The sequence below is a fragment of the Collinsella sp. TF05-9AC genome, from assembly GCF_003438495.1.
In the GTDB taxonomy this organism is placed as follows: Bacteria; Actinomycetota; Coriobacteriia; order Coriobacteriales; family Coriobacteriaceae; genus Collinsella.
Genome location: NZ_QSSH01000002.1, coordinates 130,236 through 153,507, shown reverse-complemented (window position 1 = coordinate 153,507; position 23,272 = coordinate 130,236). Strand labels below are relative to the sequence as shown.

General features: G+C 60.4%; 24 protein-coding genes and 1 pseudogene. 3 read left to right on the top strand and 22 right to left on the bottom strand.

Annotated features, from left to right (window positions below; all coding sequences use genetic code 11):
• Positions 1-42: 42 nt before the first annotated feature.
• A complete protein-coding gene (gene ssnA, locus DXC52_RS01370; protein WP_117745830.1) occupies positions 43-1,398 on the bottom strand; it encodes a putative aminohydrolase SsnA in 1,356 nt (451 codons plus the stop codon).
• Positions 1,399-1,594: 196 nt separating this feature from the next.
• Positions 1,595-2,989 carry a uracil-xanthine permease family protein gene (locus tag DXC52_RS01365; protein WP_117745829.1) on the bottom strand — a complete coding sequence of 465 codons (1,395 nt, stop codon included), beginning with the start codon at positions 2,987-2,989 and terminating at the stop codon, positions 1,595-1,597.
• 352 nt (positions 2,990-3,341) lie between these two features.
• Between DXC52_RS01365 and DXC52_RS01360 the strand changes: the two genes are divergently transcribed.
• Positions 3,342-3,998, top strand: coding sequence for a transcriptional regulator (locus DXC52_RS01360; protein ID WP_233504707.1), 657 nt, complete (start codon positions 3,342-3,344; stop codon positions 3,996-3,998).
• A 124-nt stretch (positions 3,999-4,122) separates the two neighbouring features.
• On the opposite strand, the gene DXC52_RS01355 is transcribed toward DXC52_RS01360, so the two are convergent.
• Positions 4,123-4,500 (bottom strand): Rid family detoxifying hydrolase, encoded by a 378-nt coding sequence (locus tag DXC52_RS01355; protein ID WP_117745828.1) that lies wholly within the window; start codon positions 4,498-4,500, stop codon positions 4,123-4,125.
• 378 nt (positions 4,501-4,878) lie between these two features.
• On the opposite strand from DXC52_RS01355, the gene DXC52_RS01350 reads away from it, so the two are divergent.
• Positions 4,879-7,371, top strand: coding sequence for a U32 family peptidase (locus tag DXC52_RS01350; RefSeq protein ID WP_117745827.1), 2,493 nt, complete (start codon positions 4,879-4,881; stop codon positions 7,369-7,371).
• A gap of 15 nt (positions 7,372-7,386) precedes the next feature.
• Positions 7,387-8,046 (top strand): RluA family pseudouridine synthase, encoded by a 660-nt coding sequence (locus DXC52_RS01345; RefSeq protein WP_040359019.1) that lies wholly within the window; start codon positions 7,387-7,389, stop codon positions 8,044-8,046.
• A gap of 430 nt (positions 8,047-8,476) precedes the next feature.
• On the opposite strand, the gene DXC52_RS01340 is transcribed toward DXC52_RS01345, so the two are convergent.
• From DXC52_RS01340 to DXC52_RS01250, 19 genes and pseudogenes are all read right to left on the bottom strand, one after another.
• Positions 8,477-9,223 (bottom strand): DeoR/GlpR family DNA-binding transcription regulator, encoded by a 747-nt coding sequence (locus DXC52_RS01340; RefSeq protein WP_117745826.1) that lies wholly within the window; start codon positions 9,221-9,223, stop codon positions 8,477-8,479.
• 3 nt (positions 9,224-9,226) lie between these two features.
• Complete coding sequence (locus DXC52_RS01335) at positions 9,227-10,306, bottom strand: Gfo/Idh/MocA family protein (RefSeq protein ID WP_117745825.1); 1,080 nt, start codon at positions 10,304-10,306, stop codon at positions 9,227-9,229.
• A gap of 432 nt (positions 10,307-10,738) precedes the next feature.
• Positions 10,739-11,044 carry a 50S ribosomal protein L24 gene (rplX, locus tag DXC52_RS01330; protein WP_006235043.1) on the bottom strand — a complete coding sequence of 102 codons (306 nt, stop codon included), beginning with the start codon at positions 11,042-11,044 and terminating at the stop codon, positions 10,739-10,741.
• Between the two features lie 13 nt (positions 11,045-11,057).
• A complete protein-coding gene (rplN, locus tag DXC52_RS01325) occupies positions 11,058-11,426 on the bottom strand; it encodes a 50S ribosomal protein L14 (protein WP_006235041.1) in 369 nt (122 codons plus the stop codon).
• 118 nt (positions 11,427-11,544) lie between these two features.
• Positions 11,545-11,805 (bottom strand): 30S ribosomal protein S17, encoded by a 261-nt coding sequence (rpsQ, locus tag DXC52_RS01320; protein ID WP_006235040.1) that lies wholly within the window; start codon positions 11,803-11,805, stop codon positions 11,545-11,547.
• Positions 11,806-11,821: 16 nt separating this feature from the next.
• Entirely contained in the window at positions 11,822-12,037 is a 216-nt protein-coding gene (rpmC, locus tag DXC52_RS01315) for a 50S ribosomal protein L29 (protein ID WP_006235039.1), read from the bottom strand.
• 107 nt (positions 12,038-12,144) lie between these two features.
• Positions 12,145-12,540 (bottom strand): annotated as a pseudogene (rplP, locus tag DXC52_RS01310) (50S ribosomal protein L16); the annotation flags it as partial.
• Positions 12,540-13,250 (bottom strand): 30S ribosomal protein S3, encoded by a 711-nt coding sequence (rpsC, locus tag DXC52_RS01305; RefSeq protein ID WP_006235037.1) that lies wholly within the window; start codon positions 13,248-13,250, stop codon positions 12,540-12,542. The pseudogene rplP and the gene rpsC, both read right to left, overlap by 1 nt.
• Before the next feature lie 6 nt (positions 13,251-13,256).
• Positions 13,257-13,628 carry a 50S ribosomal protein L22 gene (gene rplV / locus DXC52_RS01300; protein ID WP_006235036.1) on the bottom strand — a complete coding sequence of 124 codons (372 nt, stop codon included), beginning with the start codon at positions 13,626-13,628 and terminating at the stop codon, positions 13,257-13,259.
• 14 nt (positions 13,629-13,642) lie between these two features.
• Positions 13,643-13,903, bottom strand: coding sequence for a 30S ribosomal protein S19 (rpsS, locus tag DXC52_RS01295; RefSeq protein WP_006235035.1), 261 nt, complete (start codon positions 13,901-13,903; stop codon positions 13,643-13,645).
• 32 nt (positions 13,904-13,935) lie between these two features.
• Positions 13,936-14,766 carry a 50S ribosomal protein L2 gene (gene rplB, locus DXC52_RS01290; protein ID WP_022094198.1) on the bottom strand — a complete coding sequence of 277 codons (831 nt, stop codon included), beginning with the start codon at positions 14,764-14,766 and terminating at the stop codon, positions 13,936-13,938.
• 179 nt (positions 14,767-14,945) lie between these two features.
• Entirely contained in the window at positions 14,946-15,233 is a 288-nt protein-coding gene (rplW, locus tag DXC52_RS01285; RefSeq protein WP_022094197.1) for a 50S ribosomal protein L23, read from the bottom strand.
• Positions 15,234-15,860 carry a 50S ribosomal protein L4 gene (gene rplD, locus DXC52_RS01280; protein WP_006235032.1) on the bottom strand — a complete coding sequence of 209 codons (627 nt, stop codon included), beginning with the start codon at positions 15,858-15,860 and terminating at the stop codon, positions 15,234-15,236.
• Positions 15,861-15,906: 46 nt separating this feature from the next.
• A complete protein-coding gene (gene rplC, locus DXC52_RS01275; RefSeq protein ID WP_035137484.1) occupies positions 15,907-16,527 on the bottom strand; it encodes a 50S ribosomal protein L3 in 621 nt (206 codons plus the stop codon).
• Positions 16,528-16,986: 459 nt separating this feature from the next.
• Positions 16,987-17,613 (bottom strand): histidine phosphatase family protein, encoded by a 627-nt coding sequence (locus DXC52_RS01270; protein ID WP_117745824.1) that lies wholly within the window; start codon positions 17,611-17,613, stop codon positions 16,987-16,989.
• A 39-nt stretch (positions 17,614-17,652) separates the two neighbouring features.
• Entirely contained in the window at positions 17,653-18,807 is a 1,155-nt protein-coding gene (locus DXC52_RS01265) for a cation diffusion facilitator family transporter (protein WP_117745823.1), read from the bottom strand.
• 150 nt (positions 18,808-18,957) lie between these two features.
• Positions 18,958-20,172 carry a PTS fructose transporter subunit IIB gene (locus tag DXC52_RS01260; RefSeq protein ID WP_147330585.1) on the bottom strand — a complete coding sequence of 405 codons (1,215 nt, stop codon included), beginning with the start codon at positions 20,170-20,172 and terminating at the stop codon, positions 18,958-18,960.
• A gap of 40 nt (positions 20,173-20,212) precedes the next feature.
• A complete protein-coding gene (gene accD, locus DXC52_RS01255; protein ID WP_117745821.1) occupies positions 20,213-21,937 on the bottom strand; it encodes an acetyl-CoA carboxylase, carboxyltransferase subunit beta in 1,725 nt (574 codons plus the stop codon).
• On the bottom strand, positions 21,924-23,267 hold the full coding sequence (locus DXC52_RS01250; RefSeq protein WP_117745820.1) for an acetyl/propionyl/methylcrotonyl-CoA carboxylase subunit alpha: 1,344 nt from the start codon (positions 23,265-23,267) through the stop codon (positions 21,924-21,926). Before DXC52_RS01250 ends, accD begins: the two co-directional genes overlap by 14 nt.
• Between the last annotated feature and the right edge of the window lie 5 nt (positions 23,268-23,272).

The window sequence follows — 23,272 nt, the reverse complement described above, 5'->3', positions numbered from 1 at the left end:
GGATGCGGCGAAACATCCGACGCACGCGAATCTACTTGTGAATTAGTAGGCGCGATCGTTGAGCGTGCTCCAGAGCTTCTTGGACTCAGCCATGGTCCACGCGTTGATCTTTTCCTCATCGATACCGACGAACTCGCGATCCTTGTACAGGACCTTGCCGTTGATGATGGTGGTGCGGCAGTTTTTGCCCATCATGCCAAAGAGCATGTGGCCGTCGATGTTCTCCTCGCTCAGCGGCGTAAAGGGCTTGTAGTCCATAACGATGACGTCGGCGGCAGCGCCGGCCTCGAGCACGCCGAGCTTGCGATCGAAGTACTTGCTCGCCATCTTGGCGTTGTTCTCGAACAGCATGGTCATGGCCTCGCACCAGCCCACGTTGGGCATGGCGGCGTTGTGGCGCTGAATGATCAGGAAGACCTTGAGGCTCTCGAGCATATCGTGGGTGTAGGCGTCGGTGCCCATGCACACGGGGATGCCGCGGCGGAAGAACTCGAGCACGGGGGCGCAGCCCACGGCGTTTCCCATATTGGATTCGGGGTTGTTGACCAGCCAGGTGCCGGACTCCTTGACGATGTCCATCTCGGCGGGCGTCACGTGGATGCAGTGGCCGAGCATGGTGTCGGGACCGAGCAGGTTGTGCTGCAGCAGGCGCTCGACGGGGCTGATGCCGCCGCGGTTGAGGCGGGAGTCCCACACATCGTTCATGCCCTCGCACACGTGGATGTGGAAGCCGGTCAGGCCATTGTTGGCCTCGGCCATCTTATCCATGGTCTCGTCCGACAGCGTAAAGGTGGCGTGACCGCCAAACATGGCGGCGATCATGTGATTGTCGTTATCGCGACGCTCCTTGGCGGCCCACTGGGCAAACTCGGCGTTCTCGGCAATAGCCTGATCGCACTTTTCCTGGCCACGGCGGTCGGAAACCTCGTAGCACAGGCACGAACGCATGCCCAGCTCCTGAGCGGCGTCCTTAATGGTAAAGAGGCTGCCCGGAATCTCGCAGAAGCTCGCATGGTGATCGAAGATCGTGGTGACGCCGTCGCGGATGGAATCCAGAATCGTGGCATAGGCGCTGGCCTTGGTGCCATCGAGCGTCAGGTTGTCGTCAATCTTCCACCACTGCTGCTCAAGATTCTCCAGGAAGTTGGTGGGGTTGCAGCCCTTAATGGCAAGGCCGCGGGCCAGACCCGAGTAGATGTGGGTGTGGCAGTTGATAAGTCCGGGCATGATGAGGTTGCCCTGGGCGTCGACGTACTCGGCATCCGGGTACTTGGCCTTGAGCTCACGCTCGGGGCCCACTTCGACGATCGTATCTCCGTCAATAGCGACTGCACCGTTGGGAATGAACGGAGTCTGAGCGTTGCGGGTAAAGACGGAACCGTTAGCGACCAGAAGCATAAATGCTCCCTTCAACATCAGAGGCGGGGTTTGACACCTCTGACATGGCGGAAGTGCGAAGCGCCGGCCTACACCGGAAACGGGCCCTCTCCCGTCAACGCTTCACCAAAGGGACAAGCCCTTTGAAGTGCGGCTTGGCGCCGCATGGCGCCGGCGGACGAGGCGATGCGTCCACCGGCGAATAGCACCGAATTGGTTACTTCTTGCTCTCGGGCAGGACCAGATTCACAGCGGCATCCTTGGCGGCATCGATGTGCTGAGCCACGACCGGCGTCTGCGGAAGGATCAGGTTGAGCACGATGGCCATGATGGCGGTGGGGGTTACGGCGTTGGAGCCGATGACGGTGGACACCCAGGTGGGCATGCCCTCGCCGGCAAGGCAACCGCTGGCCATCCAGATACCCAAGCCAAAGACAACGGAGGTGCCGACGATGGTGGTGGTGCGCTGCGTGAGGCCCTCGCGGGTGAACATGCGCACACCGTTCATGGTGATGGTGCCAAAGACGCCGACGGTCGCGCCGCCGATGACGGGCTGCGGGATAGCGGAAAGGACGGCAGAGAGCTGCGGGAACAGACCGGCGATGGCAAAGACGGCCGCGATGATCACAAAGACCCACTTGTTGACGACCTTGTTGGAGCAGATGATGCCCACGTTCTGGCCAAGGGCGCTGGTGGGAAGACCGCCCAGCAGGCCGCCGACCATAGAGGTGAGGCCCTGGGACACGATAGCGCCGGAGAGCTCGCGCTCGGTGGGCATACGGTCGATGGAGCCCAGGCAGGCGGCGGAGACGTCACCGATAACCTGGATGGCAACCATGGGGAACACGACGGCGAGGGTAATGCAGACCTCGGGATCAAACTCGAGCGCGTAGGGCATGAGCTTGGGAAGAGCGAAGACCTGAGCGGTGGCGACGCTGGAGAAGTCGATCATGCCAAAGGGGATCGAAACGATCATGCCAACGATCATGCCAAAGAACACGGATCCCAGCTTGAGCGTGCCCTTGCCAAAGTTGGCGAGCGCAAAGACCACGGCGAAGGTGATAAGAGCGACGCACCATGCCTGCGGGGTGCCCCACAACGGCGTGCCCATGCCACCGGCCATGTATTTGACGGCCGTGGGATAGAGAGAGACACCAATGGAGAAGATGACCGTGCCGGTCACGACGGGCGGGAACAGCCACTTAATCTTGCTGTAGGCCAGACCAAAGAGGACCGCGACGGCACCGCCAACGATCTCGCCGCCCAGCAGCGCGCCAAAACTAAAGCCCGAGGCGCCCATGGCCTGAAGGGCCGGCAGGAACGCGAACGAAACGCCCATGACGATGGGCAGGCCGCCGCCAATGCGACGGAAGGGAGCGAAGGCCTGAAGGGCCGTGTCGATTGCCGAAAGAATGAGTGCAACCTGAATGATGTCGGTGCTCTGCTGGCTATTAAAGCCGTAGACGCCGGCCATGATGACCGCCGGGGTAATGATGCCGGCAAACGATGCCAGTACATGCTGAAGGGCACACGGGATCATTTCCTTAACGGGCGGCATGCCTTCGCGAGTGAACAGGGCTTCAGTGCCGTTCGTAACCGTCTCCTGGGTCATTTGACCACCAATCCTCGAAATAGTTGTTTTCGCATCTAACGCTCTATTGTGACGCAGTGCGGGGTTGAGGTTGTGCCTTCGTTGCATATCGTATTAAAGATGATTCTCATTCTCAATAATAATTTTTTGTTATCAGACTATTCTTCAGCTGAGATAACGCATTTCCGCAGGTCAGGAAAGTGTCTGCTCAAAATAACATCTAACTTTTCTTTTGGTCAACCGTTTACCGCCAAATTCCTACCGTTCGTCTGCATTACGCAATGTACCTGCGGATATACGAGTCAATAGACACCGTGTTACCATGAGAAAAAATTGTTATGAACATTTCCGATTTCACCCAAAGGAGTTGCCCGTGAACGAGACCGTACGCCGCTTTTTGCCGATGGTCGATTTCCTGGAGCAGGTACTCGGTAAGAACAGCGAAATCGTGCTGCACGATTTCTCGGATCCCGACCACGCCATCGTCGATATTCGCAACGGCATCGTGAGCGGCCGTAAGGTCGGCGGTCCCGCCACCGATCTGGCACTCAAGATCATGCACGATGGTAAATATCGCGATCTGCCGTTCATTACGGGCTACGAAGGCCGCGGTGCCGGTGGCAAGACGCTGGAGTCGGCGACGTACTTCATTCGCGAGGACGGCGAGATCGTCGGCATGCTCTGCGTCAACACCGATCTTTCGGCCGTGCGCAACATCAGTGCCATGGCCCAGCAGCTTATGGCCTGCTTTGACGCCGCTCCCGCACGCACCGAGCCCTCCCCCATCGAGGTCGAAAGCCTTTCGGAGTCCACGCAGGAGCTCATCGACCGCAGTATTTCCGAGCTGCTGAGCGCTCGCGGGCTGGATGTGACGTCGCTTGGTCAAAGCGACCGCGTGGACGTCATTCGCCACCTCAACGGCAACGGAGTGTTCATGCTCAAGGGCGCCGTAGCCTGCGCCGCCACCGCGCTGGGCATCTCGGAGCCCAGCGTCTACCGCTACCTGCAAAAAGTCCGCAAGGAAGGCTAACCCGCTGACTCCTTGGGGACGGAGGAAAACGGATCATTTTTGTCGCATCGCTTGACAAAAGACCCTGCAGTTCACACGCACTGCAGGGTCTTTTTGCATGTCATGTTTAGTTGTTGCCAACCCCTTAGAGAGCGGCGACGACCTCGATCTCGACCAGACCGCCGGCCGGAAGGGCGGCAACCTGGAAAGCGCTGCGCGCGGGGAACGGAGCCTCGAACTTGGAGGCGTAGATCTCGTTCACGGCAGCGAAGTCGGCAATGTCGGCCAGATAGACCGTGGTCTTAACGACATCGGCAAAGGTGGCGCCGGCAGTGGTCAGCAGGGCCTCGACGTTAGCAAGGGACTGCTTAGCCTGGGCCTCGACGCCCTCGGGCATCTTGCCGGTTGCGGGGTCGATGCCCAGCTGGCCGGACAGGAACACCATGTTGCCGGTCTGGATGCCGGGGGAATACGGGCCGATGGCTGCAGGTGCGTTATCGGAAGACACGACGGTCTTGCTCATGTTTTTCTCCTTACGATCAGATAGAGAGCGTGAGCGCGGCGTTCACACCGGGAGGCACAATTCGGTCTGAACACCGCGCTTGATTTGGGATAGTACTCAAGGTTTCCGCGCGATGCAAGATTATTATCACGTTGCGAGAATATTTTATCGCCCAACGGTGCCTGTCGGCCGCTGAACGGCACGACCGGACAGTGAAGCTCAAAATGATCCGTTTCCCTCCGTCCCCATCGGATCAGGCGATCCATAGGGGACAGAGGGAAGCGGATCATTTTTGCTGCAAGGGCTGCTGAAGACTTTATCCTGCTTGGGCCACAGGGCTCGTCCGCCGCAACAGCACCACTATACTTTTGAGTATCTGAGCATTTTGAAAGGCAGGATATGACCGCAACCGCCAGTCGAACCACCAACCGCAGACCCGAGCTTTTGGCGCCCGCCGGAGGACCCGAGCCCTTTGCCGCCGCACTCGCCGCCGGGGCAGACGCCATCTATTGCGGCATGGGCAGCTTCAACGCCCGCCGCAAGGCCACCAACTTTACCGACGAGGCCTTTGAGCAAGCCTGCCGCGCCGCACATCTAGCCGGGTCGCGCGTCTACGTCACGGTCAACATCGTCATCAAGCAGTCCGAGATGGGCGAAGCGCTGCAACTCATCCATCGCTGCTCCACGCTGGGCGCCGACGCCTTTATCATCCAGGACTGGGGCCTGTTCTTTGAGGTCAAGCGCACGATGCCCGGCATCGAGACGCACATCTCAACCCAGGCGAACATCCATGACGACCGCGGAACCCTTTGGTGCCGCGAGCAGGGCGCCGACCGCGTGACCCTCTCGCGCGAGCTCTCCATTGACGAGATCGCTGCCATCCACGACGCCGCACCCGATGTGGACCTTGAGGTCTTTAGCCATGGCGCCATCTGCTTTTGCTACTCGGGCCTGTGCCTGCTTTCGAGCTTTGCCATGGCGGGCCGCTCGGCCAACCGTGGCATGTGCGCCCAGCCCTGCCGCCTGCCTTACGAGCTGATCGACGAGAACGGTCGCGTGCTCTCCCCTGCCGGTCGCGAGCGCGCGCTGTGCCCACGCGACACCAACACTTCGCAGCTTGTTCGCCGTCTGTATGACGCCGGCGCCGCATCGCTCAAGCTCGAGGGCCGCATGAAGGCCCCCGATTACGTGTATTCCATCGTCGACGTGTATCGCCATCAGATTAATGACATGCTGGCCGATGTTTCGACCTCCAAGGATGAAGAGGCCGCCCGCCAGCGCCAGCTCAAGCGCTGCTTTAACCGCGACTTCACGCACGCCTACCAAGACGGCACCTCGGGCGACGAGATGATGAGCTACGAGCGTTCCAACAACCGCGGCCAGATCGTTGGCACGGTGCTGGGCAGCCGTCTGGCCAACCGCGACGTGCGTGGGCTCAAACCCGACGACCGCCGTCGCCGCGCCGCCATCGCCCGCATTGAGCTGTTTGAGCCCGTGGGCAAGGGCGACCTGCTGGAGCTTCGCCACGATAACGAGTTTGATCAGTTCCTGACCACCATCGCCGCCGATGATGCCGCCGCCGGTGACATCATTGAGTGCCGCGTGCCCCGCAGCATGCCCGAGGGCTGCCGCGTCCGCGTGATTCGCAGTCAGCGTGCCATTGACGCCGCCGGCGCCGCGCTCAAGCGCGATGTGCTGCGCCGCCGCGCCGTAGATGTGTCCGTCGTGGCGCGTCTGGGCAAGCCGTTTACCGTTACGCTCACCTGCTGCGACGACCCCGCGCTCATCGCCACCGCCACGGGCTTCACCGTCGAGGCCGCCAAGACCCGCGCCGTCGAGGCGGCAGACCTGGTTGAGCATGTGGGCCGCATGGGCTCCTCGCCCTTTGAGGCTGCGAGCTTTGATGTGACGCTCGATGAGGGCTGCGGCATGGGGTTCTCCGCTGTGCACAAGGTGCGCGCTGCCGCCTGCAAGGCGCTGGAGGAGGCCATTCTGGCACCGTATGAGAAGCGTGCGAAAACGCTCGAGATTCCGGGGCTCGACAAATGTACGCACGCCATACCCGAGCATTACCGCGATGAGCCGCAGATCTGCGCCACCGTCACCTCGCTCGAGGCCGTCGAGGCAGCCCGCGCGGAGGGTGCAACGCGCCTCTACATGACCACCGACGTGCTCGAGGCTGTCGGACTCTCCCCTGCCGATGCATTTGAGCAGGGTATCGTGCCCGTACTCGACGAGGTCTGCCGTGCTGTTGACCACGAGCGCGTTGACCCCTGGATCAATGCCGGAGCCACCGTCGCCGTCGGCAATATCTCCGAGCTCGCCGTAGCCGCGCAGACCGGCGCCACGGCCGAGATTCGCTCTTGCCTGCCGGTGCACAACACGCCCTGCATGGAGGCGCTTGCCGAGCGTGGAGCCGGTGCGTTTTGGCTCTCGCCCGAGATCACGCTCGACGAGATTGTCTCGCTCGGCGCCGCCGCGCCCGCGGCTCTGGGCATCACCGTCTTTGGCCGCCCGCGCGTTATGACAAGCGAGCATTGCATTCTGCAGGTTGCCAACGGCTGCATCCACGATTGTGCCAACTGCCGCCTGCGTGCCCGCAAGCTGTCACTCAAGAATATCGACGGAAAGGTCATGCCCGTCCGCACCGACATCCACGGCCGCTCTCGCCTGTACGACGCCTACCCCATCGACCTCACGCCTCAGGTTCCTCAGCTGCTCGATGCCGGCGTGCGTCGTCTCATGGTGGACGGAACGCTGCTCGAGACGGATGAGGTGGGCCGTGCCGTCGCCCGCGCCCGTCGTGCCGTCGAAGCAGCGCAGACCGGCCGCAAGCCCGCCGCCCGCCTACGCGGGGCGACCTCGGGCTGCATGTTTGTGGGAATCAGCTAACCGAAAGGCTAACACGTGAACGAAGAACCTCAAGTCCTCTACTGCGACGCCTGGCTCATGGCCATCGACAAGCCCGCCGGCATGATCGTCCACGGCGACGGCACCGGAGAGCGCACACTTACCGACTACGCCAGCGACCTTTTGCTGGCGATGGGCGACGGCTTTGCCGCGACCGACATGCAGCCGCTCAACCGCCTGGACCGCAACACCACCGGCGTGGTGCTGTTCTCGCTCGACAAGCAGACGCAGCCCGCCTTTGACCAGATGGTGAACGACCACGCCTTCGAAAAGCACTATCTGGCGCTGGCCGAGGGCAAGATCGACTGGAACGAGAAGCTCATCGACAAGCCCATCGCCCGCGACCGCCACGACAGCCGCAAGATGCGCGTCGGCGCCAGCGGCAAGCCGTCGCAGACGCGCGTGAAGGTGCTCAAGCGCCTTAAGAGCCGCCGAGGTCTGCCCACGCGTTCGTATATCGATGTCGAGCTGCTCACCGGCCGCAAGCATCAGATTCGCGTCCACCTGGCCAGCGAGCATCACCCCCTGGTCGGCGACGACCTGTACGGCACTGCTCGCCCCTGTGGATTGATGCTCCACGCCCACAGCGTGTCCTTTACGCATCCCGTTACCGGCGAGCACATCCACATCGAAGCCCCCTGCCCCTGGGAACCCTAAACCACCACAATGGGGACAGGCACCTTTGTGGTGGTTTTGCCCCAATGGCTCAGCCGCGGTCCCAAAACGTCTCGATCTGTAACAGTTAGATCCCATTTTCCGGTCTATCTGTTACAGATCGAGACACTCGAATCCCCCTCAAGGGAAAATCTCAATCTGTAACAGTAACTCGGCAAAATCCGTCCCAGATGTTACAGATTGAGACAAAGGGACGGCGCGGTTCGGAAGTATCTCAATCTGTAACACCTAGCCCACTTTTAACGGTCCAGTTGTTACAGACTTAGACAAGCCGGCAGACAACGAAAGCGGCAACGCCCGTGATGGACGTTGCCGCTTTTCTATTGGGAAAACTACTCGGTTTTCGTTACTAACCACCACAATGGGGACAGGCACCTTTGCGGTGGTTTTGGCCTTAACCTGCCTCTGCTTGCTAGACCGTGATGACGTTGTCCATTGCCCGGTACTTGGCGGGGACCTCGCCTGCGGTAATAATCGTTGCGTCGCGGAAGTCCGCAAACTTGACGGGCGCCACCATGCCAAATTTGCTGGCGTCCGAGACTACGAAGCGCTTGGCCGTATGGCGCATCGAGATGCGCTTTACTTGCGCCTCCTCGATATCTGGCGCCGTGAAGCCCTGCTCGGCAGCAATGCCGTTAGAACCCCAAAAGCCACAGTTGAAGTTGTAGTGGTCTAGGGTTGCCAAGGCATCGGGGCCAACGAGCGCCTCGGTCTCGGGCTTGAGTTCGCCACCCAACACCACAGTGCGCATGCCGCGCAGGGCGAGATGCTGAGCATGGAGCACGGAGTCGGTCACGTAGGTGACACCTTCAAGGTGTGGAAGATGCTCGATGAGCTTGAGCGTCGTCGAGCCCGAGTCGATGTATACAAAGCTCTCGGGCTCCACAAGCGCCGCCGCACGGGCGCAGATACGCTCCTTGTCGTCGTTATGGAGGTCGCTGCGCTCATTGAGCGTTAGGTCGCGCGTCACGTGCGCGCGTTCAAGACTCGTCGCTCCGCCGTGGACCTTGGCGATGCGGTGCGCTCGATCGAGCGTCTGCAGGTCGCGCCGAATGGTAGACGCCGTCACGCCCAGGGTATCGGCAAGCTCTGGCACAGTAACCGAGCCAGCCTGCTGCACCATCGACACAATCGCGTTGAGCCTATCTTCCGCAAGCATCGCTTACTCCTCCTCGGGGTACACGACTCCCCAGTCGGCGCGGAGCTTGGTCATAAGCTCCATAACATCATAAGCATAATCCAGCAGCTCGCGCTTGGAGTCGTCGCCGGCAACCGCCTTCTCGAGGTCGGCCATCTCGTAGCACAGGGCATAAGCCTCGGTGCCGGCGTGGACCTCCTCGCGGTGGCCGTCCGCAGTCCACACAATGGTCGCGTGATCAGCACGCGGATACTCGTTGACCTCGATATAGCACTTGTCAAAGCTGATGACCGAGCGCTTGGGCTGCTTGGAGTGAAGCGTAAGGCTCACAACGCCCAGCTGCTGCTCAGCATTACGGCAGACGATGCCGCCCGCAACGTCGACACCGGTCTCACAGGTGTTACCCAGCGAGACAACCTCAGCGGGCTGGCTTGCCATAAAGAGGCGCATAACGGACAGAGCATAGACGCCAATGTCGAGCACGGCACCGCCAGCAAGGTTGCGATTGTAGAAACGGTTGGTCAGATCGCCGTACTCCTTGTAGCTGCCAAAGTTGAGCTGAGCGAGGTTCATGCGGCCAAACTCAGCGGCATCCATGCGGCGGCGCAGCTCTTGATATAAGGGCATGTGGAGCACCGTTGTAGCGTCCATAAGGACCACGTTATGCTCGTCGGCAATGGCACGTGCCTCGTCGAGCTCGGCGGAGTTGAGGGTAATGGCCTTTTCGCAGAGCACGTGCTTGCCAGCTGCCAGGGCGGCGCGCAGGTAGGTGATATGCGTGTTATGCGGAGTGGTGATATAGATTGCGTCGATGTTAGGGTCGGCATAGAGGTCCTCGGCCGTTTCATAGACCTTCTCGATGCCATACTGCTCGGCAAAAGCTTGAGCCTTTGACAGCGTGCGGTTAGCGACGCCCGCAAGCTTGCGACCGGCAAGAGCGAGAGACTGGGCCATCTGGTTGGCGATAACGCCGCACCCAATCACAGCCCAACGAAGCTCGGGAGCCGTAAAGATATCATCGGGGAACGGCTTGCCCTGGACCGAAGCGAACGCTGCCTTTGCGGCTGCCGCGGAGTCGAGTGGAGCCTGCTTGGAATCTGCCATATGTGCCTCCTACATCGTGAAAAGTCTTTCATTTCTGACAGCTCTATATTCGCACAAATGCGCGTGTATGTGCGTGCTTCTGCGTGTATTACCGCTAAATGGTCAAAATTCAGGAGTTAACGGCGCATATACACGTATACTCACGCAATCATACGCACGCAGCTGCGCACAGACGCGCATCACCTGATCCCCTGGGGACGGAGGAAAACGGATCATTTGAGGCGTCGCGCCAGCCAGCAGTTGCCCTTTTAACCGTTGCCTCACCGAGTTCGCAACAACGCACGAGCTGACCGACTGTCACGCCAGCCTTTCGCGCGCGCAACCACTCATTTAAGGCTGTCCCCAATGAGTGCCCAATGAGTAGGGATAGAAAAAAGGCCCGGGTGCCGTGGCATCCGGGCCTTTGCTAGCAACTTAACTGTTGCGGGCAGCTTAGAACTTGTGGCCGCACTTCTTGCAGACGCGCAGCTTGTTCTTGCCGTCCTTCTCGTGACCGACGCGGGTAACCTTACCGCACTCGGGGCAAACGAGATTGACGTTGGAGGCGTCGATGGGAGCCTCCTGCGAAACGATGCCGCCCTGCTGGTTGGCAGCGTTGGGCTTGACGGCCTTCTTGACGACCGAAACGCCCTCGACAACGACCTTGTTCTCGGCGGGGAGAGCACGCAGGACAACGCCCTGCTTGCCGCGATCCTTACCAGAGAGAACCTGGACCTTATCGCCCTTCTTGATATACATATATCTCCCCTAACTACAGGGTCTCGGGAGCGAGCGAGACGATCTTCATGTACTTCTTGTCACGAAGCTCGCGAGCGACGGGCCCGAAGATACGGGTGCCGACGGGCGAACCATCGTTGTTGATGACAACGCAGGCGTTCTCATCAAAGCGAATGTAGGAGCCATCCTTGCGGCGGATCTCCTTAACGGTGCGAACGACGACGCAACGGACAACGTCCTTCTTCTTGACGTTGGCGCCAGGGGTAGCCTCCTGGACAGCACCGATGAACACATCGCCGATGCCTGCATAACGACGCTTGGAACCGCCAAGCACCTTGATGCAGCGAATCTTGCGAGCGCCGGAGTTGTCGGCGACGTTCAGCATGGTTTGCATCTGAATCATGGTAGATGTTCCTCCGAACTAAGAACCGAAGAGAGGTGCGCAGCCTTTATACGGCCCGTGGTATGCAAGCCAGGCATACGCACATCTTCGGAAACGTACAAGTCGTAAGAGCGACTGCTTATTTAGCGCGCTCGACGACCTCGATGAGGCGCCAGCGCTTCATCTTGGACATAGGACGGGTCTCCATAACGCGGACGGTATCGCCCACGCCAGCCGTGCACTCCTCGTCGTGAGCGTGCAGCTTCTTGGAGCTGGTCATCATCTTGCCGTACTTGGGGTGACGCTTGCGCTCGGTGATGGTGACAACGATGGTCTTGGCACCGGAGACGGAGGTAACGACACCCGTACGGACCTTACGCGAGTTACGCGAATCAGTCATGTTCTCTCCTTAGGTCCTACTCGGCGACAGCGGACTTCTCCGCTGCGATCTCGCGGGCGCGCTGCTCCGTGAGGACGCGAGCGATGTCCTTCTTCACGGTGTTGACGCGAGCGGTGTTGTCCAGCTGGCTGGTGGCCATCTGGAAACGAAGGTTAAAGAGCTCGGCGCGCATTTCCTTCAGCTTCTCAACGAGCTGAGCGTCCGAGAGCTCACGAATCTCTGCGGGCTTCATTAGTTCTCCTCCTTGGCGGCGGCGGCGTCCTCAGCAGCCCACTTGGCCTCGAGAGCGGCCTCCTCAGCCATCTCCTTCTGGATGCGCTGCTCAGCGTTCTTGGCAGCAACAATCTTGGTCTTGATGGGAAGCTTGTGCTGTGCAAGACGCAGAGCCTCGCGAGCGACCTCCTCGGGCACGCCCTTGACCTCGAACATGATGCGGCCGGGCTTGACGACGGCCACCCACTCCTCGGGGTTACCCTTACCAGAACCCATGCGAGTCTCGGCAGGCTTCTTGGTGATGGGCTTATCGGGGAAGATCGTGATGTAGACACGACCGCCACGCTTCATGTAGCGGGTCATGGCAATACGAGCGGCCTCGATCTGACGGTTGGTGATCCAATGGGCCTCGAGAGCCTGGATACCAAACTCGCCGAAATGCAGCTCGGTATTACCCTTGGCCTGGCCCTTCATGGAGCCACGCTGCACCTTGCGGTGAAGAATACGCTTAGGGGCAAGCACTACTGACCCCTCCTCTCGGAGTTACGACGACGAGGACGGGAAGAGCCCTCGAGTGCAGGGTTGGGAACAGGCTGGCCCGGGAGCTTCTCGCCCAGGTAGATCCAGACCTTCACGCCGCAGGCACCCATGGTGGTGCTGGCGACAGCCGTGCCGTAGTCGATCTTGGCGCGGAGGGTGTGCAGAGGCACGCGACCCTCACGGTACCACTCACGACGGCCCATCTCGGCACCGCCGAGACGACCGGAGCACTGGATACGGATGCCCTTGGCGCCGGCCTTGCGGGCGGACTGGACAGCCTTGCGCATAGCGCGACGGAAGGCAACGCGGCCCTCGAGCTGCTCAGCGATGGACTGAGCAACGAGGTTGGCGTCGAGCTCGGGGCGCTTGATCTCGACAACGTCGACGGAGAGCTGGCCCTTGGAGACGCCAGCGACCTTCTCGAGCTCGGTGCGGAGGGTATCGATCTCGGCACCCTTCTTACCGATGACAACGCCGGGGCGAGCGGTGAGGATGATGACCTTCACCTTGTCGCCAGCGCGCTCGATCTCGACGCGGGAGACAGCTGCGCGGGAAAGACGCTTCTCGAGGTACTTGCGGATCTCGAGATCGTTACCGAGGGTCTTAGCGTAATCCTTCTCTGCGAACCAGCGGGAGCGCCAGTTCTCGGTGATGCCAAGACGGAAGCCGGTGGGGTAGACTTTCTGACCCATACAGCTTTACGCCTCCTTTCGAGGAGCAACGACGACGGTGATGTGGGAAGTACGCTTCAGAATGCGAGAAGCGGAACCCTTGGCGCGGGGACGGATGCGCTTAAGCGTCGGACCCTCGTCAACATAGGCAGCGGCGACAACCAGGTTGTCGGCACGCAGACCATTGTTGTTCTCGGCGTTCGCAACGGCGGAACGGAGAACCTTCTCGACATCCACGGCGACGGCGCGGTCGCAGAAGTGGAGGATGTCGAAGGCCTGAGCGACAGGCTTGCGGCGGATCAGATCGACCACCAGGCGGGCCTTGCTGGGGGAAACACGCACGTACTTAGCGACGGCGCGAACCTCGGTGGCCTCAGTTTCAATAGACTTAGTTGCCATTTACGGTTAACCCCCTATTTGGCCTTGTGGCCACGGAACGTACGAGTCGGCGCGAACTCGCCGAGCTTGTGACCAACCATGGACTCGGTAACATACACGGGCACATGCTTGCGGCCGTCGTGGACGGCGATGGTGTGACCAACCATCTCGGGGAAGATGGTGGACGCGCGGGACCAGGTCTTCACGACGTCCTTCTTGCCAGCCTCGTTCATCGCGGTGATACGCGAGAGAAGGCGAGTCTCCACGAACGGGCCCTTTTTGAGACTTCTGCTCATAAGTGCTTTCTCCTAAAACTCGGTATCCGAAATTACTTCTTACGGCGACGAATGATGTGCTGGTTCGAGACCTTCTTCTTCTTGCGCGTACGAAGGCCCTTCGTCGGCTTACCCCAGGGGGTAACGGAGGGACGACCAGAGGTGTGGTTCTTGCCCTCGCCACCGCCGTGCGGGTGGTCGACAGGGTTCATGACGGTACCGCGGACGGTCGGGCGCACGTTCATGTGACGCTTACGGCCGGCCTTGCCGATGACGATGTTGGAGTGATCGGCGTTGCCGACCTCACCGACGGTGGCGCGGCAGGTAACGAGGATGCGGCGCATCTCGGAGGAAGGCATACGGACGATGGCGTACTTGCCCTCCTTACCCATCAGCTGGCAGGAGTTACCGGCGGAACGGGCGATAGCAGCGCCCTTGCCCGGCTGGAACTCGACGGCGTGGATGAGCGTACCGACGGGGATGTCGGCGAGGGGCAGAGCGTTGCCCGGCTTGATGTCGGCGTCAGAACCGGACATGATGGTCTGACCGACCTCGAGGCCCTTGGGGGCCAGGATGTAGCGCTTCTCACCGTCAGCGTAGTGCAGCAGAGCGATGCGAGCGGAACGGTTCGGATCGTACTCGATCGTGGCAACCTTGGCGGGCACGCCGTCCTTGTTGCGCTTGAAGTCGATCACGCGGTAACGACGCTTCACGCCGCCGCCCTGGTGGCGGGTGGTGATGCGGCCGTTGTTGTTACGACCGGCCTTCTTGGGCAGGGGCTCGAGAAGAGACTTCTCGGGCTTGGTGCAGGTGATCTCGGAGAAGTCGGAGATCGTCTGCCAACGCCTACCAGCGGAGGTCGGCTTAAGGTGCTTTACAGCCATTACAATCCCTTTCAATAGGAATCCGTTAGCCATCGCAGACAGGGATTCGAGGTTCTGCCTCGGGTGCGATGACACCGGACGTATACACGGTTCCGGGCGTGTCCATTTAATACGCCCAAAACCTTGAGCTCCCGCCTCCCCTATTTGGGAGGCATGAGCTCACTCAACAGCAGCGAGTCTTAGGCCTGGTTGCCAAAGACCTCGATGGTGTCGCCCTCGGCCAGCGTGACGATGGCCTTCTTCCAAGAACGGGTCTTGCCGGCGACATAGCGCACGCGCTTGGTCTTGGGCTTGACCGTCAGGGTGTTCACGCGAACGACCTTGACGCCGAAGATCTCCTCGACAGCGTCCTTGATCTGATACTTGTTAGCATCCTTGGCGACCTCGAACGTGTACTTGTTCAGCTCCATGCCGGAGAAGGAACGCTCGGACACGATCGGACGGATGATGATCTCGTGGGCGGTCATTTATGCAAGCACCTCCCCGAAGTGAGCGGCGATGTCGGCGGGCATCAACACGGCGTTGTTGTTGACGAGATCGTAGGTGTTGGCCTCGTCAGCGGTGATGATGAACGTCTTGGGAATGTTGCGGAACGACAGGTAGGCGTTGACGTCCTCATCGCGAACGATGATGGTCAGACGCTTGCCCTCAAGACCGAGAGCCTTGAGCATGGCGACGGCAGCCTTGGTGGAAGGCTTCTCGAAGCCGTAGTCGTCGACGAGCACGAGCTCGCCATCGGCCAGCTTGGCGGACAGCGCGGAGCGCATAGCCAGCTTGACCTCCTTGTTGTTCATACGCTTAGCGTAGGAACGGGGCTTGGGGGCGAAGACAACGCCACCGTGACGCCACTGGGCAGCACGGATGGAACCCTGGCGGGCACGGCCGGTGCCCTTCTGACGCCAAGGCTTCTTGCCGCCACCGGAAACCTCAGAGCGACCCTTAGCAGACTGGGTGCCCTGACGCCAAGAGGCCATCTGGCACTTGACGATGTGGTGCATAACGTGGATGTTCGGCTCGATGCCGTACACCTCAGCGGCGAGCTCGGCCTCGGCGACCTTCTTGCCCTCGCTGTTCTTTACTTCAAACTTTGCCATTTAAGTGTTCTCCTTGGTATGACGCTGGGCTAAATGGGCTGGGCCCTTAGGCCATACGGATGGCGACGAGACCATTCTTGGCACCCGGGACAGCGCCCTTGACCAAGATGAGGTTCTGCTCGGCATCGATGCGGACAACGGAAAGGTTCTTGACGGTAACGCGCTCGTTACCCATGTGACCGGCCATCTTGACGCCCTTGAGGACGCGCGCAGGATAGGCGCACTGACCGATAGAACCGGGGTGACGCTGGAAGTGAGAACCATGCGTCATAGGACCGCGGCGCTGACCCCAGCGCTTGATGCGACCCTGGAAGCCCTTACCCTTGGAGGTACCGATGACGTCGACCTTCTCGACATCAGCGAAATCAGCGACGGTGACGACCTCGCCGACCTTGTGCTCCTCGCCGTTCTCGACGCGGACCTCACGAAGGAAGCGGACAGGCTCGACGCCAGCCTTGGCGAAGTGACCAGCCATGGGCTTGTTCACGTTCTTGGCCTTGATGTCGCCGAAACCGATCTGGACGGCGTCATAGCCGTCGGTTGCCTGAGTTTTAACCTGCGAGACAGCGCAGGGGCCAGCCTGGATGACCGTGACGGGAACGACGTTGTCGTCCTCGTCCCAAACCTGGGTCATGCCAATCTTGCGGCCGAGAATCATGCTGATCAAGATATGATCCCAACTCTCGCGTGGTCTTGGGACAATGCGTACACCACCGAGCGTACGCCCCTAGAGGACCACTACTTACACGACGTGCTCCCCAGCCTTGTATTTCGCCCGGACTACCTGACAACCCTATTAAGCAGGCATTTTGTCCAGCCAGAATACTCCCCTGGTTACACACAGCTGTTTAGTATACACGGCTGCGGGCGTATCCATCGAGATTCATATTTCACTCACATTGTTTACGCAGGTAAAGTGTGTGGCACGTTCCCAGTGTGCGGCGGAGGGGGCGGGCCTGAGACATATTAAGGTTGCTGCTCTACAGTCCTGCTCACGACGGAGAGCACATTAAGTGCTCTCCTGTTCGTGCGGAACTCGCGACAACCTTAATATGTCTCAGGCCCGCCCCCTCCGCCGCACACTGGGAACGCCACGTTGATGTCTGCTAAACCTTGCTCGCTCAGGCTAATGACTTTGTTGGGGGTCCACTATTTGCTGGAGGGTGAACTTGCATTGGGACGGTTCGCCTTCTGCTTGTGGCTTTGCCTCATCGAAATCGAAGATCATGATGGCGCAGTTGGGGAGTTTTGTTGGAAGCTCGAAGCCCTCTGGGGCTGCGGCCTTGATAAATTGGCGGCTGGCGCTGCCGTGGCTTACTGCTAGAAGGGTTTCGATGCCCTCGGAGCCCATGATATTGGTAAGCGCATCCACCATACGTTCTTGCAGCGCCTGGCTTCCTTCTCCTCCGAAGGGGACCAGGTCCTCGCCCGGATCCCAGACGTCGGTGGGCAGCGCGCCGTGCGGGCCTTCTTCGAAGGAGCCGTAGCAGCGCTCGATAATGCCTTCGCAGGGCTCGGCTGCTGCGTCCGGGCCGAGGAGCTCGCATGCGACGAGACTTGCCGTGTCCATGGCTCGGCCTAAGGGTGATGAGACCACTTTGTCGGGGACGACGCCGTGGGCTTTGAGCCATGCGGCTGCCATCCCGGCTTGCTGACGGCCTAAGTCGGTGAGCGGTGAATCGCAGCGGCCCTGGACCAGCTTTTTGACGTTGAACTCCGTCTGACCGTGGCGGAGTAGATACAGCTTCTTCATGCTCTCCCCTTCTGCATAACCTGCTTTGCCGGCATAGCCTTACTCGTGGGTATGCCCTACGTAGTCTTCGTCGATCGTAATCTTGGCAATCGACTTGGGATATTCTGATTCGACCCGTTGTGTCAGCGCGTGCTTTACGTCTTCGGCACTCATCTGCAGATCCGAGGGACGCACGCAGTCAAAGATCACGTTGGTGTGCGTAGGACCCGGCACGCAGCGCAGGTCATGAATCGAGAGGCGGCTATCGATCTCCTGGGCCATGGCGTGAATGCGCAAGCGCATGCTCGCCAGCTTGGGGTCATCGGTCACGATGGGATCGTAGTGAATCGTAACGATCATGCCGTCTTCGTCCCTAAACGACTGCTCGATGTTATCGAGCGTGTCGTGACTTTCCAACGGGCTGTCCTCGGCCGCCATCTCGGCATGCGCACTTGCAAACTTCCTGCCCGGGCCGTAGTCGTGAACCATCAAATCGTGAACGCCCAAAACGCCGGGATAGCTCATGATCTTGTCTCGAATGTGCTTGACCAGCTTAGGATCGGGCGACTGGCCCAAAAGCGGGCTCACCGTATCCTGGATGAGCTCAAAACCGCTCCAGCCAATATAGGCGCCAACGGCAAGGCCGACCCATGCGTCAAGATTGATGTGCGTCACCTGCGAAACAATTGCGCACGCCAACACGGCGCCTGTGGCAAGGACATCGTTCTTGGAATCCTGCGCGGTCGCATGCAGCGTCTCGGACTCAATGCGATCGCCGAGCTTTTGGTTGAGGGCCGCCATCCACAGCTTTACAACCATCGAAAGTGCCAGGACCGCCACCAGGGCAAGCGAGAACTCGACAGGCTCCGGGTTGACAATACGCTCCACCGAGGACTTCACCAGTTCGATGCCAATAAGCAGCACGAGCGCCGCCACGACCAAACCCGAGAGATACTCGTAGCGACCGTGGCCGTAAGGATGCTCGGGGTCGGCCGGCTTGCTCGCCAGCTTAAAGCCCAGCACGCTCACGATATTCGAGCTTGCATCGGACAGGTTGTTCATGGCATCCGCCACAATCGAAACCGATCCCGACAGCACGCCAATTACGCCCTTCGCAGCGCATAGTGCCACATTGGCGAGAATACACACCACGCCCGTCAACGTGCCCACGCGCGCACGGTCGCCCTGCGCACGCTTAACAATCCACTCGACCATCTACATCCGCCCCCACGGTACTACCTATATATCTATTGCTCAAACGGATTGTAGTGTAGCCACTTTGTCCCCCAGATACAAAAAGGCCGCAACCCACATGGGCCACGACCTTGGAATGTGACATGCAGGACTGTCCCTTTGTCGATCGATTTATGCGCTTGCTTCGGCCGCGCTCTTCGAGGTTTCGGGCAAATCGGCTCCGTCTTCTGCCGCCCGCCCCTTCGCCGGCACCACGCCAAAGCAGTAGCTCAGCGCCGCAGACACCGCAAATGCCACACCGCCGGCAGCGCAGCACCACAGCAGGTTCGAGATGCCGCCCGTGGCAAAGCCAATGACCATAAGGACATTCGTCATGCCGATGGTATAGGCCGTAACGTGGCCCACGGCCGCAACAAGGCCTCCGACGGCGCCGCCAATGGCCATGCACGTCAGGCACCTGCCATATTTAAAGCCGCAACCGTACAGCGCCGGCTCGCTTACGCCGCCAAGAACACCCGAGATTGAATAGCCCAGCATGAGCGCCTTCTCGTCCTTATCCGCAACGCGAAGCGACGCGCCAAAGGGCATGCCCCAAACGGCGAACGTTGCCATCGTCGCGGCGATCAGGATGCACGAATCCGTTCCCACACTCATAAACTGCGCATAGGCGAGCGATAGGACAACGTTGCTGACGCCGGCGATCTTTAGGAACTCCCAGCCCGCAGCAAGCCCCATGAGCGTGAGCAGCGACACGATGCCACCGGAATTGCCAAGCATAAACATAAGCTGGCCCAACAGCATGCCCAGATAGCTGCCCGCCGGTGCCGTAATACACAGCGAAACCGGAACCATGACAAGCATGGTCGCAAACGGAACAAACGAAAACGCCACGGCCCTAGGGATAACGCGCTTAAAGAAACACTCCACTCGCCATAGCACGGGCGCCGAGATGAGAACCGGAATAACAGTCGTCGTGTAATCATTGACCGGCGCGGGAAGCAGACCATACACGGAAGTCATCGATGCCCCCGTCGTCGATGCGGCATCGACGAGCTTAAGCAGATCGGGCGCAATCAATACGCCGCCCAGCATCATGCCCAGCTGCTCCGAGCAACCGAGCTGGCGGGCGGCCGCCCAACCAAGATAAATGGGCAAAAAGTAGTAGCCGGCGTTATAGAGCCAACTGTAGAACAGGCGATAGATTTCGGAATCGGCAGACCATAGGCCCAGCATGCCTTCGCCCATAATGACGGCGACGGTGCGGAACAACGCCGCGCAGACAATAAACGGCAGCGCCGACATCATGCTTTTGGACAGATAGTCCACCACGGCCATGGCGTTTGATGAAACCGTCGTTGTAAACGAGGTGTTAGAAACTTGTGACATGGAACGCCTTTCCCAATGTGACATGCGGGCTGTCCCCTTGTCACATCGTGCGGTACTGACCGATTGCGCGGTACTTTTCGTAGCGGAGGTTTGTGAGGGTCGCGTCGTCGAGCCGCCCAAGTGTATCGAAGGCATCAAATGCCGAGGACATGACGGCACCGGCGATCTCCTCATGCGACAGACCCCTATCGTCAACAATGCCGTCGATGATGCCGAGCGCCAACAGGTCGGGAGCCGTGAGCTTAAGCGCCTCGGCGGCCTCATTCGCGCGCTCGGTATCCTTCCACAGGATCGACGCACAGGCCTCAGGGCTCACGACCGAATAGGCCGAGCTCGAAAGCATCAGGATGCGGTCGGCCACGGATAGCGCCAGCGCGCCACCAGAGCCGCCCTCGCCTGTCACCACCGAGACAATCGGCGTCTTAAGGCCGCTCATCTCCATGAGATTCTGGGCAATCGCCTCGCCCTGGCCGCGCTCCTCGGCACCGATGCCGCAAAACGCGCCCGAAGTATCGACCAGGCACAGAACCGGTCGACCAAACTTTTCGGCCTGGCGCATCAGGCGACGCGCTTTGCGGTAGCCCTCGGGATGCGCCATGCCAAAGTTGCGGCGCATACGCTCTTTGGTCGTGGTGCCGCGCTCGATGGCGATGACCGTTACGGGGCGTCCGTCTTTCCAGCCAATGCCAGCCACCACAGCGGCGTCGTCGCCAAAGTAACGGTCGCCGTGCAGCTCCACAAATCCATCCAGGCCCAGCGAGATTATCTCACCCGCCGTGGCGCGATCTGCCGAGCGGGTCTGCTTGACAATCTCGAGCGCGGTTTTTGGTGCCGTCGAGCGCTTGAATAAGTGTCCCAGCTTTTTACCGCGGCGACCCGCATGCACGATCTCGTGCGGTGCCCCCAGGCCGGGCGCGTGCCCTTCGTGCAGCGCCAGCAGCTCGCCTACCGTAAGCGCAATCTCGCCACGCGGAACAACGGCATCGCAAAAGCCGTGCTCCAGCAAAAACTCTGAGCGCTGGAATCCCTTGGGCAGGCGCTTGTGCATGTTCTGCTCGATCACGCGCGGGCCGGCAAATGCCGTCAGGGCATCTGGCTCGGCCAGGATAATGTCTCCCTCCATGGCAAAGCTCGCGGTTACGCCTCCGGTCGTGGGGTCGGTGAGCACCGTGATATACAGGCCGCCCGCTTCGCTGTGACGCCTAACCGCCGCAGAAATCTTGGCCATCTGCATAAGCGATGTCACGCCCTCTTGCATGCGCGCACCGCCCGAAACGGTAAAACCGACAACCGGCAATCCCAGCTCGGTCGCACGCTCAAATGCGCGACAGATCTTCTCGCCCACCACGGAGCCCATCGAGCCCATCATAAAGTTGGCGTCCATAAAGAAGAGCGCGGTATCGCAACCGCAGATTTTGCCCCTGCCGCACACAACGGCATCGCGCTCGCCCGAACGCTCGCTCACGCTCTTGAGCTTGTCGGCATAGCCGGGAAACGAGAGGAAGTCTTCCGACGCCAGATTGGCATCCCATTCCTCAAACGTGCCCTCGTCGACCGTCATGCGCATGCGCGCGCGACCGCTCACGCGAAAGTGTTTGCCGCAACGAGGGCAGACCTCGAGGTTGTCGTGCAGGCGTGCCTCATCGATCACACGGCGGCACTCCGGGCACTTGATAAACACGTGGCGCGCGGGAAACTCGGCGCACGACTCGGTTATCGGCCCCTCAAGGACATTGACCGTCTTCGCTTTTCTATTCATCAGCATAGAGATGCCCCATCAGATCGGTGTGATACATGCCCGACAAGAACTCGTCGTTTGCCAGCACGTCGAGCTGAAGCTCGCTGTTTTCGCTCACGCCCTCAATCACGAGCTCGCCCAGGGCCGAGCGCATCTTGCGAATGGCGCCGTCACGCGTGGGCGCACACACGATGAGCTTGCCGAGCATGGAGTCGTAGTACGGCGGAACGGCAGCCCCGGTAAACATGGCGGAATCCCAGCGCACGCGCGGACCACCCGGCACACGCAACGCGGTGACCGTTCCGCATGACGGCAGAAAGTCCGGCGTTTCGGCATTGATGCGGCACTCCATGGCGTGGTTGCGGACCGGTACGTCCTCTTGCTCAAAGGGCAGAGGTTGGCCGGCTGCCACGCGCAGCTGCCACTTGACCAAGTCGGTATCGGTCACAAACTCCGTAACCGGATGCTCCACCTGCAAGCGCGTGTTCATTTCCATAAAGTAGAAATTGCCGTCGTCCGAATACAGGAACTCGATGGTACCGGCCCCTTCGTAGCCGACGGCACGAGCCAAGTCACGCGCTGCCTTGTGCATGCGAGCACGAATGTCGTCGTGTCCGTCGAGGCACGGCGCGGGGCTCTCCTCGATTAGCTTTTGGTTGCGCCGCTGCACCGAGCACTCGCGCTCGCCGAGCGAAAACACATGGCCCTGCTTATCGGCCATAATCTGTACCTCAACGTGATGCGCCGGCGCGACGAACTTCTCCATGTAGCACTCGCCGTCGCCAAAAACGGCCTCGCCCTCGGCGCGTGCTTCAATAAAGGCCTTTGCCGCATCTTCCACGCGATCGACCTTGCGAATGCCGCGACCGCCGCCACCTGCACGCGCCTTAATGAGCACGGGGCAGCCAATGCGCTCGGCCTCGGCCGTTGCCTCCTCGGGGCTTTTGAGCAAATCGCAGCCCGGCACGATGGGCACGCCCGCCGCGGCAGCCGTTCGACGCGCGGCGTCCTTATCGCCCATGCTGTCGATCACCTCGGCCGAAGGACCGACAAACGCCAGGCCATACTTGTCGCAGTCGCGTACGAAGCTCGCCTTCTCGGAGAAAAAGCCATAGCCGGGATGAATTGCCTTAGCTCCCGACTTTACGGCACAGGTGAGCACGGCATCGTCGTTGAGGTAGCTCTCGGCAAGACGCGGGCCACCGATGCAATATGCCTCGTCGGCAAGCTGCACGTGCAGCGCGTCCGCATCGGCCGTGGAATAGACGGCGACGGTCTTGATGCCCATATCGCGGCACGCGCGGATAACACGGACCGCGACTTCGCCACGGTTGGCAATGAGCACTTTGTCGAACATGAAGC